Annotated in this window: 12 protein-coding genes; 3 read left to right on the top strand and 9 right to left on the bottom strand. The window is 73.0% G+C overall.

Annotated elements, in window-relative coordinates:
* Nucleotides 1–35: 35 nt before the first annotated feature.
* Entirely contained in the window at nt 36–2,792 is a 2,757-nt protein-coding gene (locus tag GA0070617_RS05710; protein ID WP_229688138.1) for a transposase, read from the top strand.
* 644 nt (nt 2,793–3,436) lie between these two features.
* Here the strand turns inward: GA0070617_RS05710 and GA0070617_RS05705 are convergent.
* From GA0070617_RS05705 to GA0070617_RS05690, 4 genes are all read right to left on the bottom strand, one after another.
* Nucleotides 3,437–4,030, bottom strand: coding sequence for a GTP-binding protein (locus tag GA0070617_RS05705; protein ID WP_091434623.1), 594 nt, complete (start codon nt 4,028–4,030; stop codon nt 3,437–3,439).
* A gap of 1 nt (nt 4,031) precedes the next feature.
* Complete coding sequence (locus tag GA0070617_RS05700) at nt 4,032–4,412, bottom strand: DUF742 domain-containing protein (protein ID WP_091445951.1); 381 nt, start codon at nt 4,410–4,412, stop codon at nt 4,032–4,034.
* A 99-nt stretch (nt 4,413–4,511) separates the two neighbouring features.
* On the bottom strand, nt 4,512–4,916 hold the full coding sequence (locus GA0070617_RS05695; protein ID WP_091434622.1) for a roadblock/LC7 domain-containing protein: 405 nt from the start codon (nt 4,914–4,916) through the stop codon (nt 4,512–4,514).
* Nucleotides 4,913–8,464 carry a sensor histidine kinase gene (locus GA0070617_RS05690; RefSeq protein WP_091434619.1) on the bottom strand — a complete coding sequence of 1,184 codons (3,552 nt, stop codon included), beginning with the start codon at nt 8,462–8,464 and terminating at the stop codon, nt 4,913–4,915. The genes GA0070617_RS05695 and GA0070617_RS05690 overlap by 4 nt, the downstream gene beginning before the upstream one ends.
* Before the next feature lie 500 nt (nt 8,465–8,964).
* On the opposite strand from GA0070617_RS05690, the gene GA0070617_RS31330 reads away from it, so the two are divergent.
* The gene (locus GA0070617_RS31330; protein WP_229688139.1) at nt 8,965–9,285 is read left to right on the top strand and encodes a hypothetical protein; all 321 of its coding nucleotides are present in this window, start codon (nt 8,965–8,967) and stop codon (nt 9,283–9,285) included.
* Here GA0070617_RS31330 and GA0070617_RS05680 read toward each other — a convergent pair.
* Entirely contained in the window at nt 9,248–10,330 is a 1,083-nt protein-coding gene (locus GA0070617_RS05680) for an adenosine deaminase (RefSeq protein WP_091434615.1), read from the bottom strand. The genes GA0070617_RS31330 and GA0070617_RS05680 overlap by 38 nt on opposite strands.
* 101 nt (nt 10,331–10,431) lie before the next feature.
* Here GA0070617_RS05680 and GA0070617_RS05675 point away from each other — a divergent pair, with 101 nt between their 5' ends.
* Entirely contained in the window at nt 10,432–11,397 is a 966-nt protein-coding gene (locus GA0070617_RS05675) for a putative RNA methyltransferase (RefSeq protein ID WP_091445949.1), read from the top strand.
* Nucleotides 11,398–11,426: 29 nt separating this feature from the next.
* On the opposite strand, the gene GA0070617_RS05670 is transcribed toward GA0070617_RS05675, so the two are convergent.
* From GA0070617_RS05670 to GA0070617_RS05655, 4 genes are all read right to left on the bottom strand, one after another.
* Entirely contained in the window at nt 11,427–12,107 is a 681-nt protein-coding gene (locus tag GA0070617_RS05670; RefSeq protein WP_091434613.1) for a DUF4272 domain-containing protein, read from the bottom strand.
* A gap of 97 nt (nt 12,108–12,204) precedes the next feature.
* On the bottom strand, nt 12,205–13,485 hold the full coding sequence (locus GA0070617_RS05665; RefSeq protein WP_091445947.1) for a thymidine phosphorylase: 1,281 nt from the start codon (nt 13,483–13,485) through the stop codon (nt 12,205–12,207).
* Between the two features lie 7 nt (nt 13,486–13,492).
* Entirely contained in the window at nt 13,493–14,200 is a 708-nt protein-coding gene (locus GA0070617_RS05660) for a cytidine deaminase (protein ID WP_091434610.1), read from the bottom strand.
* Nucleotides 14,201–14,214: 14 nt separating this feature from the next.
* A complete protein-coding gene (locus tag GA0070617_RS05655) occupies nt 14,215–15,495 on the bottom strand; it encodes an ABC transporter permease (RefSeq protein ID WP_091445945.1) in 1,281 nt (426 codons plus the stop codon).

Below are 15,495 nucleotides of genomic sequence, written 5' to 3'. Positions count from 1 at the left end.
AGAGAACGACCTGTGTTCGTGAGGAGGACGACGCCGTGGCGCTCGTGCGCGTGTACTGCGGTCTGGCCTCGGCGGATGCGACCGAGGGATCGGCCGCGGCCGGCTCGGCGCTGACCTCCGCCGTGGTCGACGACGCAGGCCGTCTGCTGCATCTCTGTGAGATCGGCGACGAACCAGCCGGTTACGCCCGGCTGGTCGCGCTGCTCGTCGAGCGCTCGGGCGGCCCGAGCGGTGCGGCGATCGCCGCCGACAGCGACGACCACACGATCACCTCGCTGCTCAGTGCCGCCGGTCGTCCACTCGCGATCGCCGACGACGACTCGGTGGACGACTTCGCCGAGCGTTTCGCCGACGACGACTCGGTGGAGGAGATGCACTCCGCACCGGCCGAGCGGCGGGCCGTCGGCCTGGCCCGGGCGTTGCAGGCCGGCGCGCTGTCGGCGGTCACCCTGCCCGCTCCCCGTGACCTGGCCAACTACAAGCAGGTGCTCGCCGCGCACGCGGCCCTGTCCACCGGCAGGCACGCGGCGGCGGCGGCGCTGCGTGAGGTGCTCCGCGAGTTGTACCCGGCCGCGCTGCGGGCGTACCCGGACCCGGCCGAGCCGGTCGCGCTGGCCGTGCTCGACGCGTTGCCGGAGCCCGGCATGCTGACCGGCACCATGGCCCGGGGCCGGGAGATCTCGGTCGCCGCCGACGCGGTCGCGGCGCACCTCGCCGCCGACGGCGTGGCGGAGGCCGACGAGATCAATGAGGCGGTCACCGCGCTGCGGGTCGCCATCTCGGAGACGCCCCGACGGGCCACCGTCAACCGCGCGCTCACCTCTGCGGTCGCGGAGACCGTCCGGCAGGCGGTCGCCTCGGTACGGGCCTGCGACGCCGGCTGCGAGGCGCTGGTGAGCGCGCTCAGCGCCCGGGTCACCGCCCCCACGCCGGTCCCCGGCCGCCGGGCCGCCGCGCGTCGGGGCGAAGCCGTCGGCGAACTGCCCGGGACCGGTGGCAGCGGCCCCGGGCTCCGGTCCGTCCGGCCGGTCGAGACGCCACCGGCACCCGGTGGCGGGCGGCGCAGCCGCCCCGAGCCGGTCGGGCAGGGCACGCCACCACCGCCACCCCGCCCCCTCGGTCCCCCGCCGGTGGCACCGACCCCGATCGCTCCGCCGCCGGTGGCACCGTCCCCGCTTACCCCGGCCGCGGTGGCCGGACCGCCGGTCTCGACGCCGCCCGGCCGTACCGAGCCCCGGCCCTCGCTGATCGACGCGCCCACCCGGGTGGACCCGCCGGCCAACCGGCCGGTCTCCGCGCCGCCACCGCCGCCGCCCGGGATCACCCCGATCACCCCGGCGCAGCGCCACAAGGTGCCGCCCGCCGAGGCCGGTGAGCCCTTCCGTCCGACACTGACCACCGCGGCGATCAACAGCGCCCGCGCGGAGCGGCAGCGTACGGTGATCCCGCCCCGCCCGCAGACCACTGCCGGGGACCCGCCGACGGGCGGCTTCAGCGTGACCGACCTGAATGTGCCGGTGCCCACCCCTCGGCCCGGTCCGGAGCCGACCGCACCGCCCGGGTCACGGGCGAACTGGCCGCTGGTCGCCAACGCCGACGACCACTCCGACAGCTCCGCCGACAACGCGGTGGCGTACCCCGGCGAGCCGGCCGGCCGGAGCATCGACTCGAACACCGACCCCGGTACGACCGACGGCCGGGTCACCCCGCCCTGGTTGGCCGACGACCTGCCCCCGGAGCCGCCGATGCTGCGGCTCGTCGAGCCGCCGCCGCTGGGCGACCGGACGCGCCGCGACGGCGGCACCGCGCCGGCCGACCCGCCGCAGCTGGAGAACCCGCCGCTGCGGCTGGTCGGGGAGGACGCCACGCGTGGTGGCCGGGCCGCCGCCCGCGCCGAACAGCCCCCGCCGGGTCACCGTTCCCCGCTCGACCACCGTCCTCCGCTGGGCGAACGCTCCCCCGTGGACCAGCGCCGAGGCCTGGACCAGCGCTCATCCCTGGAGCCGCGCCCATCGTTGGAGCAGCGCTCGTCGCTGGAGCACCGGCCTTCCCTGGAGCAGCGGGCGTCGTTGGAGCAGCGGTCGTCCCTGGAGCGCCGTCCCTCGCTGGAACAGCGCGCCTCGCTCGAACACCGGTCACCACTGGAGGAGCGTTCCGCGTCGGACCAGCGGTCCTCGTTGGAGCACCGGACCTCGTTGGAACAGCGGGCCTCCTTGGAGCGCCCGTCGCTGGAACACCGCTCACCGCTGGGTGAGCGCTCCGGGCTGGAGCAGCGTTCGCCGCTGGGGCAGCGTTCCCCGCTGGAGCACCGGCCCCCGGTGGAGCACCGGCCCCCGGTGGAGCACCGGCCGCCGCCGATCGCCGACGAGGGCGACGGGGACCTGCTCATCTTCGCCGCGGCGAAGTCCGCCTGGTTCGTCGGGCACGGCGACGAGACCGACATCGAGTGGACGAGCACCGCCGACACCGGTTGGCAGGCCGCCGAGCAGGCCGCCGAGCCTGCGGTTGGTGCGGCGACCTCGGCCGGCCTGCCCAAGCGGGTACCCCAGGCCAACCTGGTGCCCGGCTCGCCGCTCCGCGAGGAGCGTCCCCTGCGCATAGTGCGTGACGCGGCCAGCCTCGCCGAGAACACCACCGGATACTTCCGCGGCTGGCGTCGTGGTCAGGAGATCGGCGGCTTCGCCGTCGGCGGCCGACCGGGCCGGGAGGCCGCCGGGGGCTGGGACTTCAGCCGGGACACCGGTGACCGCGACGACGACCGGGAGTACGAGTTCCGCTCCGCCGGCTACTAAAGGTGTAAGGAAGGGCCCCTTCTTAACGCTTTCGGTAGAGCGGGGCACCCCTCTCACAGAGCTGATCGGGGAGTACCCGGGCGCGGCGGCTCCTGGCACCGGTAGGGCTGTCGGCGGGATGACGCCTGCCGCTTCGTGATGAGCCACGGCGACGGTGCGGGAACCACCGCACGGGCGCGACACTCCCACCGGGCGGGCTCAGGGGGCCGTCACCGGCCAGACTGGCGCCCGGCCGAGCGGCGGACGGCCAGACCGGCGGACGGCCAGACCGGCGGCCACAGGGCACCATGCCCGAGCGCATGGCACCCGTCAGGACCCCGGCAACCACGTCACCGGTAACCCGGCGATGGGCCTTCTTGGACGCCCGGGACCCACCCGGTGCGGCTCCCGCAGACCAAGGCGAGACGCAGCGCGGGCCCGACGCTGGCCCGGCGGACGCGGTGGGGACAGGCTGGTCGGTCCGCAGCAGGACCGACGGACGGCGATGAAAACGCCACAGACCCGACGGACGCGGTGGGGACGTGCAGGACCGACGGACGCGGTGCAGACGCCACAGACCCGGCGGACGCGGTTACTCGCCGAGCGGGGGTCAGCGACGTACGCCCGGGGTCGGCAGTGCCGTCACCGGGTGCTGAGCGGGCCGGTCAGGCCGGTGCGACGGCGCGCGAGCGACGCATGGTGAGCACGTACTCGACAAGCGAGATCAGTACGTGCTTGGTCGACTCCCGGTTACGGGCGTCGCAGGCCACCACCGGCACGTCGTGGGAGATCGCCAAGGCGTCCCGGACGTCCTGCGGGTCGTGGTACTGCATCCCGTCGAAGCAGTTGATGGCCACCAGGTACGGCAGCCGTCGGTGCTCGAAGAAGTCGATCGCCGCGAAGCAGTCGGCCAGCCGACGGGTGTCGACCAGCACCACCGCCCCGATCGCGCCCCGGACCAGCTCGTCCCACATGAACCAGAAACGCGTCTGACCCGGGGTACCGAAGAGGTACAGGATCAGGTCCCGGTCGATCGAGATCCGGCCGAAGTCCATCGCCACGGTGGTGGTCATCTTGCCCGGCACCTGCCGGGTGTCGTCGACGCCCACACCGGCGGAGGTCATGATGGCCTCGGTGGTCAGCGGCGTGATCTCGGAGACCGAGCCGACGAGCGTCGTCTTACCGACACCGAAACCACCGGCGATAACGATCTTCGCCGAGGTCACCCGCCCGCTCGGGGTCGGCGGGCGGCGCGACATGTCAGAGCCTGCGAAGTCCACTCAGCACCCTCTCCAGCAGTTCAGTGCCCACCGCGTCATCCGAGTCGTCCAGAATGGTCGGCTCGTGGACCGCGACCAGGCCATCCGTCGCCATGTCGGCGATGAGCACCCGGGCCACGCCAAGCGGAAGCTGCATCCGCGCCGCGATCTCCGCGAGCGACTGCACGCGTCCGTCACACAGCGCGGCAATATATTGGTGTTCCCGGCCCTGGCCACCGCTGTTGCCATTGGCGGTGGCCCGGCCGCGCACCGTCGTTTCGACGAGTGCCTCCAGTGCGATGTCCAACCGGGGACGGGTACGACCGCGGGTCACGGCGTATGGACGGACCAACGCTCCGGTCGGTTCGTCACGATCGGCCATGTCGCCGCTCACCTCCTTCGTACCCGGCACCGGTCTTCACCGGTGGCACTCGTCGTACCTGTTCTCGTTGCCCTGCCGACCTGCCGGTCAGCGGGTGGATCAGCCCAGCATGCCCGCAGCCGCCCGCGTCTGCGGGGTCAGTGCGTCGCCCACCCGGTCCACCAGCAACGCCATCTCGTAGCCGACCTGCCCGACGTCACAGCTACGGGCGGCGAGCACGGCGAACGACGAGCCGTCGGAGATGGACATGAGGAACAGGAAGCCATTGTCCATCTCGACCACTGTCTGTAGCACCGCGCCGCCCTCGAAGCAGCGGGCCGCGCCCTGGGTCAAGCTGACCAGCCCGGACGCGATCGCGGCCAACTGGTCGGCCCGGTCCCGGGGGAGGTCTCGTGACGACGCGAGGAGCAGGCCGTCCGCGGAGACGGCGACCGCATGCGCGACGCCGGGCACCCGGTCGGCGAAGTTGGCCAACAGCCAACCGAGATCCTGCGTAGTAGTCATCCTTGTTGCTCCTTCTGCCCGCTCCCGGCCGCTGAGCCTGAGCCAGACTGCGAGGATTGCTGCCCTCCCGGGGTCTCCCCCGGGTTGGTCGGGTTGCCGTCGGACGGATTGGTCCGGCCGCGTTGCACCCCTCGATGGTAGGCGGAGAGCAGACCGCGTACGGCCTCCGGCGTCCGCCGCTGGACCGACGTGGTCGGCTTCTCCACCGCACCGGGCACGAGCTGCGCCATCGGGGTCCGCTTCGGCAGACCGGTCTGGGTGGTGGCCGCGACCGGCACCTCGCTCGCCGCGGTGGCCGCGCGCCAGCCGTCGTCGGCGGCGGTCTGCCAACCCTGGTACGGCGGCTGGCCGGCACGACGGGAGCCGAAGGCGTCGGCGACCCCGCCCCGCTGGTCCGGCCCGTCGTCGCCCGGCGATCCGGTGGATCTCGGGGTGTCTGCCATCGGTGTGTCACCTGTCCCGGTGGCGGTCCGCTGCACGGGTCGGCCGTTCGCGTCGACCACCGGGATCTGCTGGGTGGCCGCCGCGCTCACCGGCACCGGCTGCGGAGCCTCGGCTCCCGTGGTCTCGTCCGACCCCGGTCGGCGGGTCCGGAACCAGGCCGATTCCAGCTCGCGGAAGATGGGCAGTTCCATCGTCTCGTCGGCGTACGGCTTCCGGTTCTGCTGGGTGGGGCGGGCCGGAGCCGGGGCGGGCTGCCGGGCGGTGTCCTGCGCCGCGGGCCGCTGCTCCGGGTCGGTACGGGGCACCCGGGGCAGTTCGGTGGTCATGTCCAGGGCTGCGGCCAGCCGCTCAGGCACCGGCGGGGTGGCCGCCTCGCGCTCCGTACCCGGAACCGGTGGCCAGACCGGCGGTGCCGGCGCGTTCGGGGCGGGTCGCGACGGCAGCCCGGAACCCGTCCCGCCGAACGCGGCGAAGCCGCCGCTGTCCGACTGCCCGGTGCCCGGGTACGCCGGCTGACCGGAGACCGGGGACCCGGACACCGGCTGACCGGAGACCGGGGCACCGGAGATCGGCTGACCCGAGACCGGCACGCCGGAGATGGGGGCGCCGGAGACCGGCGGGCTCGACACCGGCGGGGCGTACGAGGTGGGTTGACGCGGGATGGCCGGCTGCTGTCCGGAGCCGATCGGGTCGCCGTCGCCGCCGGCGCGACGCTGCGGCAGCGGGTCGATCTGCTGCCCGTTGGCGGTCCGGGGCGCGCCGAAGGAGTCGTCACCGTTGGTGCCGGTGGCGCCGGTCAGGTCGGACCAGGCCGGCAGGGCCCGGCCCGGACCGGCGGTCACCGGGGTGCCGTTGCGCGGAGCCGGGTCGACGGACCGGCCACCGAGGGTCATCTGGTTGCCCGAGCCGCCCGTCCGCTGCGCCGGGATCTGGCCGGTCGGCGCGCTGCCCAGCGCCGGCGCGGCACCGAAGCCCGCGAAGCTCGATGTCGACGAGCCACCGAAGGCCGGCGCCGGACCGGACGACTGCGGACCGGACGACTGCGGGCTGGACGACTGCGGTCCGGCCGGCAGGAGGCCACCCGCCGAGGCCGGCAGCGCCGGCATCTGCTGCCGTCCGGAGAGTGCCCGCGGCACCAGCACCGAGGTGGGCATGGTGACGTCGGCGACCGTGCCCCGGTCGGTGCCGGGACGCAGCTCCACCTTGACGCCGTGGCGCGAGGCCAGCCGGGCGACCACGACCAGGCCCATCATCCGGGAGACCGCCACGTCGACCTGGGGTGGCGTGGCGAGCCGCTCGTTGAGGTCGGCGAGCTGGTCGACGCTGATGCCGATGCCCCGGTCCTCGACGTACAGCGAGGCGCGCTCGCCGACCCGCCGGGCCTCCACCATGACCTGGGAGTCCGGCGGTGAGAAGGCGGTGGCGTTGTCGAACAGCTCGGCGACCAGGTGCACCAGGTCGTTGACCGCGTGCGCCGCGACCTCGATGTCCCGGTCGATCACGCCGAACTCGATCCGGGTGTAGTGCTCGACCTCGGACTGGGCGGCGCGCAGCACGTCGATCAGGGCGGCCGGCTCACGCTGGACCCGGGTGGAGTCCGCGCCGGCGAGGACGAGGAGGTTCTCGTCGTTACGGCGCATCCGGGTGGCCAGGTGGTCGAGCTGGAAGAGCTCGGCCAGCCGGTCCGGGTCCTCCTCGCCGCGCTCCAACCGGTCGAGGTGACCGATCAGGCGGTCGACCAGGATCTGCGACCGACGGGCCAGGTTGACGAACATGGTGGCGACGGAGGCCCGCAGCGCGGCCTGCTCGGCGGCGGTCCGGACCGCCTCCAGGTGGACGGCGTTGAACGCCTCGGTCACCTGACCGAACTCGTCCTTGCTGCGCACCGGCAGCGGCTCGGCGATCTGGTTGGCCAGCTGCACCGGGGAGAGCTGGCCGGTCAGCTGCGGATCCCGCAGCCGGGCCACCGCGTGCGGCAGGCCGTACTGGGCGATGTTGAGCGCGCCCTGGCGCAGCTCCCGCAGCGACCTGGCCATCGAGCGGGCGACCAGGTACGCGAAGAGGATGGCCAGCAGCAGCATGCTCAGCAGCAGGCCGGTCTCCAGGAAGACCTGACGCTGGACGTCGGAGCGGATCGCGTCGGCCTGTCGGACCACGTCACCGTCGAGCTTGGTCTCCACGGTCCGCATCAGCTTGGCGTTGGCGGTCATCGCGCCGTCCCACTGGTCCGGTCCGAAGGGCGCGTCGGCCATGCTCTCGGTGGTGTTGCTCTTGATCCAACCGTTGTAGTTGTCCGCCTCGCGCAGGTCGGGGCCGGCGACGGTGGCCGTGTAGAACTGCTCCTCGGCCTCGTTGGCGACCGTGAAGAAGCTCTCCAGGAACTGGTCCTGGCCGGTGCCGGTGGCGATGTAGTCCTCACGCAGGGCCGGGTTGAGGGTCTGCTGGATGAGCGCGCGGTGGACCACCACCCGGCGCTTGGACAGCCATTCCTTGGACTGGGCGGTCGCCGCGGCGGCGCGCATGCGCTCGCCGAGGTCGTTGTCCCCGGCCAGCTGCGCGGCGGAGTCGCGGATGTCGAGCAGGTCCTTGATCAGCACCTCGTACGTGCGGACCGCGTCGGTCAGCTTGAGTCGGCCGTTGAAGACCTGACTGCGGGTGCCGGGCAGCTCGGTGAGGTTCTCGTCGATCCGGTTGAGCAGCACGTCGAGGCTGTTCGGCAGGTCGTCGACCTCGGAACGCTGCTGGGAGTACGGGCCCTTGGCGTCGTCCACCCGCTGGTTGACCTGACCGTACGCCTCGCGGTAGCGCTCCTTGGTCGGGCCGTTGGCGGCACCGAGCAACAGCACCGCGGAGGTCCGCTCGTCCTGCAGCGAGTTGACCAGGTCACCCGAGTAGCCGGTGAGGTTGGCCAGGTCGCCGGCGCGGTTCGCGGTGTTGAGCGTGTCCAGGTGGTCGACCAGACCGCTGGTACCCACGACCACCGTGGCGATGGTCGGCACGATCATGATGAGACCGAGCTTGGACCAGATCGGCATGTCGCGCAGCCGCCCGGTGGGGCGCAGCCGCGACCGGAAGGAGCCTGCCGTCTTTGGTCGTTTGCTCACGTCACCGCCCTTGCGATCACAGCTTCGCGCGTTGCCAGGGCAACGCCCAGCGACCGACCCGGCGGGTCGGACCTCCGAGATTCCATCACGCCGTCACGCAAAGAGAAAGCCCAGCCTGGCAGTCACGGACGGTGTGATGAGATGTTGATGCAATTTGCTGGCAATCTGCCTGGGCGGAGTCACCCACGGTAATGACACACCTTCATCGCGTTGTTTTGCTCGCCGGCGCGTCCGGCTCCGGAAAGTCGTACATAGCGCATCGAACGGGTCTTCCCGTCCTCTGTTTGGATGACTTCTACAAGGACGGTGACGACCCTACGTTGCCCCGGCGTAACGGGCTGGTGGACTGGGATTCACCCGAGGCCTGGGACGCGGGCGCGGCGGTGGCGGCCATTGCCCTTCTGGCCCAACAGGGCCGGGCCGAAGTACCCGTCTACGCGCTCGGCGCGGACCGCAGAGTGGACACAAGGACACTCGAACTCACCGGATCGCCACTTTTCATGGCCGAAGGTATCTTCGCCGCCGAGATCGTCGCGGAATGTCGCCGGCAGGGGCTGCTCGCCGGGGCGTACGCGCTGCGCCGGCCGCGCGGCACGACCTTCCTGCGCCGGCTCGCCCGCGACCTGGCGCAGCGGCGCAAGGCCCCGGGCCTGCTGGTACGACGCGGGATCGCGCTGCTGCGCGCCGAGCCTCAGGTGCTGCGCCGACAGGCCGCGCTCGGTGCGGAACCGACCCGGGCCGCCGAGGTGCTGCGCCGGGTGGCCGGCCTGGGGCAGCCGTCGGTCACCGCTGGCCGAGCAGCTTCGCGTACGCCGGCTTGATCACCTCGTCGATGATCCGGAGCCGTTCGTCGAACGGGATGAACGCGCTCTTCATCGCGTTGATGGTGAACCACTGGAGTTCCTTCCAGCCGTAGCCGAACGCCTCCACCAGCAGCGCCATCTCCCGGGACATCGAGGTGCCGCTCATCAGCCGGTTGTCGGTGTTGACGGTGGCCCGGAACCGCAGGTCCCGCAGCAGCCCGATGGGATGCTCGGCGATCGACGCCACGGCACCGGTCTGCACGTTCGACGACGGGCACAGCTCCAGCGGGATCCGCTTGTCCCGCACGTACGCGGCCAGTCGACCCAGCTGCGGCTCCGCGCCGACGGTGATGTCGTCGACGATCCGTACCCCGTGCCCGAGCCGGTCGGCGCCACACCACTGGATGGCCTGCCAGATCGAGGGCAGCCCGAAGGCCTCCCCGGCGTGGATGGTGAAGTGGAAGTTCTCCCGCTGGAGGTACTCGAAGGCGTCCAGGTGGCGGGTGGGCGGGAAGCCGGCCTCGGCACCGGCGATGTCGAAGCCCACCACCCCGGTGTCCCGGTGCCGGACCGCCAGCTCGGCGATCTCCTGTGACCGGGCGGCGTGCCGCATCGCGGTGAGCAGGGTGCCCACCCGGATCGGCGTACCGGCCGCGGCGGCCGCCGCGCTGCCCTCGGCGAAGCCGGCCAGCACCGCCGCCACCACCTCGTCCAGGGTCAGGTCCCGCTCCAGGTGCTGCTCGGGGGCGAACCGCACCTCGGCGTAGACCACCCCGTCGGCGGCCAGGTCCAGCGCGCACTCGGCCGCCACCCGGCGCAGCGCCGACTCGGTCTGCATCACCGCGACCGTGTGCGCGAACGTCTCCAGGTACTGCTCCAGCGAGCCCGAGTTGGCCGCCTCGACGAACCAGCGGCCCAGCGCCTCCGGGTCGGTGGTGGGCAGCTCGTGGTCGACCTCGGCGGCCAACTCGACGACCGTCGCCGGTCGCAGCCCGCCGTCGAGGTGGTCGTGCAGTAGCGCCTTCGGCGCCTTGACGATGTCCTGGTACGAGATCGCTGCCATGGGCAGACCCTAGTCAGCCGCCGCCCGGACCGCTGCCGGGACCACCACCGCCACGCCGGTCGAGGGCACCGGGTCCGTCGCCGACTGCGAGGATGGCCCGGATGAACCCGTACGTCGTCGACCGGCTGCGCTGCCCGGTCTGTGCCGAGCCACTTGCCGAGGCCGTCGCCGGCACCGCCCGGACGCTGCGCTGCCCACGCCGGCACAGCTTCGACGTGGCCCGGCAGGGTTACGTCAACCTGCTCGCCGGACGGGCCCCACACGTCGGGGACACCGCCGAGATGGTGGCCGCCCGCAGCGACTTCCTGGCCGCCGGCCACTACGCCGCGATCTCCACCGCCCTGACCGACGCCGCCCGCACCGCCACGCTGGCCGCCACCGAGCCGACCGACAGCACGCGGACCGGGGCCGCACGGACCGAGGCCGTACGGACCGGGGCCGCACGGACCGAGGCCGTACCGCCGGACCGCACCGATGAGCCAGGGCGGGCGGCGTACCCGCTGGTGGTCGATGCCGGGGGCGGGACCGGCTGGCACCTCGCGGCGGTGCTGGCGGCGCTGCCCGGGGCCGTGGGGTTGACCCTGGACGTGTCGAAGCCGGCGCTGCGCCGGGCGGCGCGGGCGCATCCGCGCGCGGCGGCGGCGCTTGTCGACACCTGGCAGCGGCTGCCGCTGGCCGACGGTTGCGTCGCGGTGCTGCTCAACGTCTTCGCCCCGCGCAACGGCGCGGAGTTCCGTCGGGTGCTGGCTACCGACGGCAGGCTGCTGGTGGTGACGCCGGCCGAGGACCATCTCACCGAGCTGGTCGACGCGCTCGGGCTGCTCCGGGTCGATCCGGCCAAGGCCGACCGGGTCGCCGGGAGCCTGGCCGGGCACTTCACCGAGGTCGCCGCGACGGTGCTGCGCGGCCGGCTGAGCCTTACCCACGCCGAGGTCGGCACCCTGGTCGGCATGGGCCCGAGCGCCTGGCACACCGACCCGGGCGCGCTGGCCGAGCGGATCGCCACCCGGCCCGAGCCGGTCACGGTGACCCTGGCCGTCCGACTCGGCGTGCACCGCCCCCGCTGACCGGCCGGGCCACCCACCGGCCGGAGCCCTCAGGTGGAGAGGTCGACCTCTTCCCAGCCGGGCGGCTCGTCGTGGTACGGGCCGCGCAGCACCACCGCCCACTCCAGCGCCCACCGGCGCTGGCCGATGGCGTTCGCGTCGACCAGACCGGGCAGCGCCCGGCCGGCCTTCTCCAACTCCAGGTACGCCCAGTCCAGGCAGTAGTGCAGGTCGAGCAGGGCGGCGGCGTCGGCCGGATGCTGCGGCGCGGCGAGGATCCGGCCCCGCCACTGGTCGAAGGTCTCCCCCACCGAGATCTGCGGCAGCCGTTCCACCAGCCGCTCGTCGACCGGCAGGGTCGGGTCGAGCTGCTTGGTCAGGCCGAGCACCCAGGCCAGCGAGAAGAGCGCGTCGTGGTGCAGCACGAAGGAGCGGTGGTCCCCCCGACCGCCCATCAGGAACTGCCACTCCGGCGGGGTGACCAGGTCGACCAGGTGCGAGCCGAGCAGCCAGCTCATCGCGGCCTGCGGCGGCATCCCGAAGCAGCGGGCCAGGATGACGTGCAGCACCGCGATCCGGGCCTCGATCTCGCCGGTGGGGCGTAGCTCGATCTCGTCGCCGCTCTCCCACACCAGCGGGAACTGGCTGGGCGGCAGCGGTAGCCGGAGCCGCTCCAGCTCCTCCAGGCTCGCCTCCCGGACGGCCTGCGGGTCGGGGGCAGGTACGGTCACGGCTGAAGACCCCTGTCTGACGTCGTCCCGGCGCCGGTCTGTTCCCCCCGGCCAGGGAGAATAGTCGTTGAGCTGGTCGGCACCGACGCCGCCCCGCTCAGTCGATCCGCTCGATGACCAACGGTGCGACCGGTGGCGCGGTGGCCGAGATCCGGACCGCCTCGGCCGCCTCGGCCAGCGCCGCGGGTATCCGCCCGGCGTCGTCGGCGCGCAGCTCGTACAGCGGTTCACCGGCCCGCACCGCCTCGCCCGGCCGCTTGTGCAGCACCACCCCGGCGGCGGCGACCACCGGGTCCTCCTTGCGGGCCCGGCCGGCACCGAGCCGCCACGCGGCCACCCCGATGGCGTACGCGTCGACGGCGGCGACGTACCCGTCGGCTCCGGCGCGTACCACCTCGACCTCGTTCGCGCTGGCCAGGGGGGCGTCCGGGGCACCGCCCTGGGCCCGGACCATGGCCCGCCAGCTGTCCATCGCCCGCCCGTCGGCCAGCGCGGCGGCCGGGTCGGCGTCGGGCAGGCCGGCGGCGTCGAGCATCTCCCGGGCCAGCGCCAGGGTCAGCTCCACCACGTCGGGCGGGCCGCCTCCGGCCAGCACCTCGACCGACTCGGCGACCTCGACGGCGTTGCCGACGGCCCGGCCGAGCGGGGTGGACATCTCGGTGAGCAGGGCGACGGTCCGGACGCCGTGCGCGCCACCCAGCTCCACCATGGTCCGGGCCAGCTCACGGGCGTCGGCCACGGACTTCATGAACGCCCCGGAGCCGACCTTGACGTCCAGCACCAGTGCGCCGGTGCCCTCGGCGATCTTCTTGCTCATGATCGAGCTGGCGATCAGCGGGATCGCCTCGACGGTGCCGGTGACGTCACGCAACGCGTACAGCTTGCGGTCGGCGGGGGCGAGGCCCGCACCGGCGGCGCAGATCACCGCGCCGAGGTCGCGCAGCTGGGCGAGGAACTCGTCGTTGCCCAGGGTGGCCCGCCAGCCCGGAATCGACTCCAGTTTGTCGAGCGTGCCGCCGGTGTGGCCGAGCCCGCGTCCGGAGAGCTGCGGCACGGCGGCCCCGCAGGCGGCCACCAGCGGGGTCAACGGCAACGTGATCTTGTCACCGACGCCGCCGGTGGAGTGCTTGTCCACGGTGGGGCGCGGCACCGTGGAGAGGTCCAACCGCTCCCCACTGGCGATCATCGCGGCGGTCCACCTGGCGATCTCCGGCCCGGTCATGCCGTTGAGCAGGATCGCCATCGCCAGCGCCGACATCTGCTCGTCGGCGACCACCCCCCGGGTGTACGCGTCCACCACCCAGTCGATCTGCCCGTCGGAGAGCACCCCGCCGTCGCGCTTGGCCCGGATGACGTCGACCGCCGCAAAAGTACCCATCACTACCTCAGCCACCCCACCGAACCGGGATCTCCATCGGCGGCTCACCCTCGCCCGCCCAGAAGATCGTCCCTGCCGCGTCCACCACGACCACCCGGGGCGTACGCGCCAGTCCCCACTCGATCGCCTCGTCCGAGGCCGCCCAGCTCGGCCCCTCCTCCAGTACCCCGGTCTCGGCGCCCTCGGTGTCCCCGGCGGAGCGTTCCCAGTAGGCCGTCCAGACCTGCTGACCGGCGGAGAGGTCGGGGTGGACGAAGACCGTGCCCCGGCCCCGCCAGGCGGCCAGCCGGTCCGGCACCACCGGCACCGGATGTTCCCCGGTCACCGCCTCCAGGTCGGCCACGTCGAAGGCGTGCGGCAGCAGTTCGGCCATCCGCAGCGGCCCGCCTGCCGACTCGATCAGGCACTCCGGGCCGCCCTGCTCCCAGAGCAGCTGCCGGCACCGGCCGCAGGGCATCAGCGGCTCACCGGTGGCGTCGACGCAGGAGAGGGCGACCAGCCGGCCACCCCCGGTGGCGTGCAGCGCGGAGACCACCCCGCACTCGGCGCAGAGCACCACCCCGTACGCGGCGTTCTCGACGTTGCAGCCCACCACGATCCGGCCGTCGTCGACCAGGGCCGCCGCCCCGACCGGGAACTTCGAGTACGGCACGTAGGCGTGCCGCATCACCTCGGTGGCCGCGGCGCGCAGCCGCCCCCAGTCGATCTCCGTCACGTCCGGTCCCCCACTCAGCCCTTGATGTACGGCTTGCCGTCGGCCGCGGGTGCCCGGACCCGACCGACCAGGCCCGCCACCGCCAGGATCGTCGCCAGGTACGGCAGCATGGCCAGGAACTGGCTGGGAATGATGCTGTTGATCGCGCCGAGGTAGGTGCCGAGCTGGTCGGCGAAGCCGAAGAAGAGCGCGGCGAGCAGCGCCCCGGTCGGGCTCCACCGGCCGAAGATCAGCGCGGCCAGGGCGATGAAGCCCTTACCGCCGATCATGTTCTTGGTGAACGAGTAGAGCGCCAGGGTGTACGAGGCCCCGCCGATGCCGGCGACCACCCCGGCCAGCAGCACGTTGAGGTAGCGCAGCCGGAGCACCTTGACGCCGAGGGTGTCGGCGGCGGTGGGGTGCTCGCCGACCGCCCGGGTCCGCAGCCCCCACCGGGTCCGGAAGAGCCCGACGTGCAGCACCAGCACCAGCAGCAGACCCAGGTAGAGGAAGATGTTGCCCTGGAACAGCGCCGGACCGAGCAGCGGGATGTCGGACAGCAGCGGGATCTCCCAGTTGCCGAACCGGGGAGCGCTGTTGTAGCGGTCCGCCTCGGTCTGCATCAGCCGCTCGTAGAGGAAGCCGGTGACGCCGACCGCCAGCAGGTTCAGCACGATGCCGATGACCACCTGGTCGACCAGGTAGCGGATGGCGAAGACGGCCAGCAGCAACGAGATGGTCGCGCCGCCGATCGCCGCCGCGACCAGGCCCACCCAGACGCTGCCGCTGATGCTGCCGAAGAGCGCCCCGCTGAACGCCCCCATCAGCAACTGCCCCTCGATGGCCACGTTGACCACGCCGGAGCGTTCGCAGAGCACCCCGGCCAGCGCACCGAAGATCAGCGGCAGGGCCAGGACGAAGGTGCCGCGCAGGATGTTGACGAGCGGCATGAAGTTCTGCCCCGGCGGCGCGTCCGAGACCTGCCAGCAGAGGAAGGAGAGCACGAAGGCGACCAGCCCGACCCCGAGCACCAGGGTGAACCAGCGCTTCGGCAGGCCGGCCAGCATCGCCACCCCGGCGAGCAGGGCGACGAGTCCGAACGCGACCGCGCCGACCGTACCGTGGATGGAGAGCGCGGCCCCGGCGGAGTCCTCGCTGAGGGTGAACCGGGCCTGCTCGCCGGTGGCGAGCGCCCCGAACAGCACCGCGCCGAGCAGGCCGAGCGCGACCAGCACCAGGCCGACCTTGCGGGTACGCGTCCAGAACCCCGCGTCGACAGGTGCGACCGCGACGTCTTCGACAGCCATGGTGGACAT

Source organism: Micromonospora yangpuensis (assembly GCF_900091615.1).
GTDB classification, from domain to species: domain Bacteria; phylum Actinomycetota; class Actinomycetes; order Mycobacteriales; family Micromonosporaceae; genus Micromonospora; species Micromonospora yangpuensis.
The sequence above is the reverse complement of the archived record's forward strand: the minus strand, read 5'-3'. Positions and strand labels throughout refer to the sequence as shown.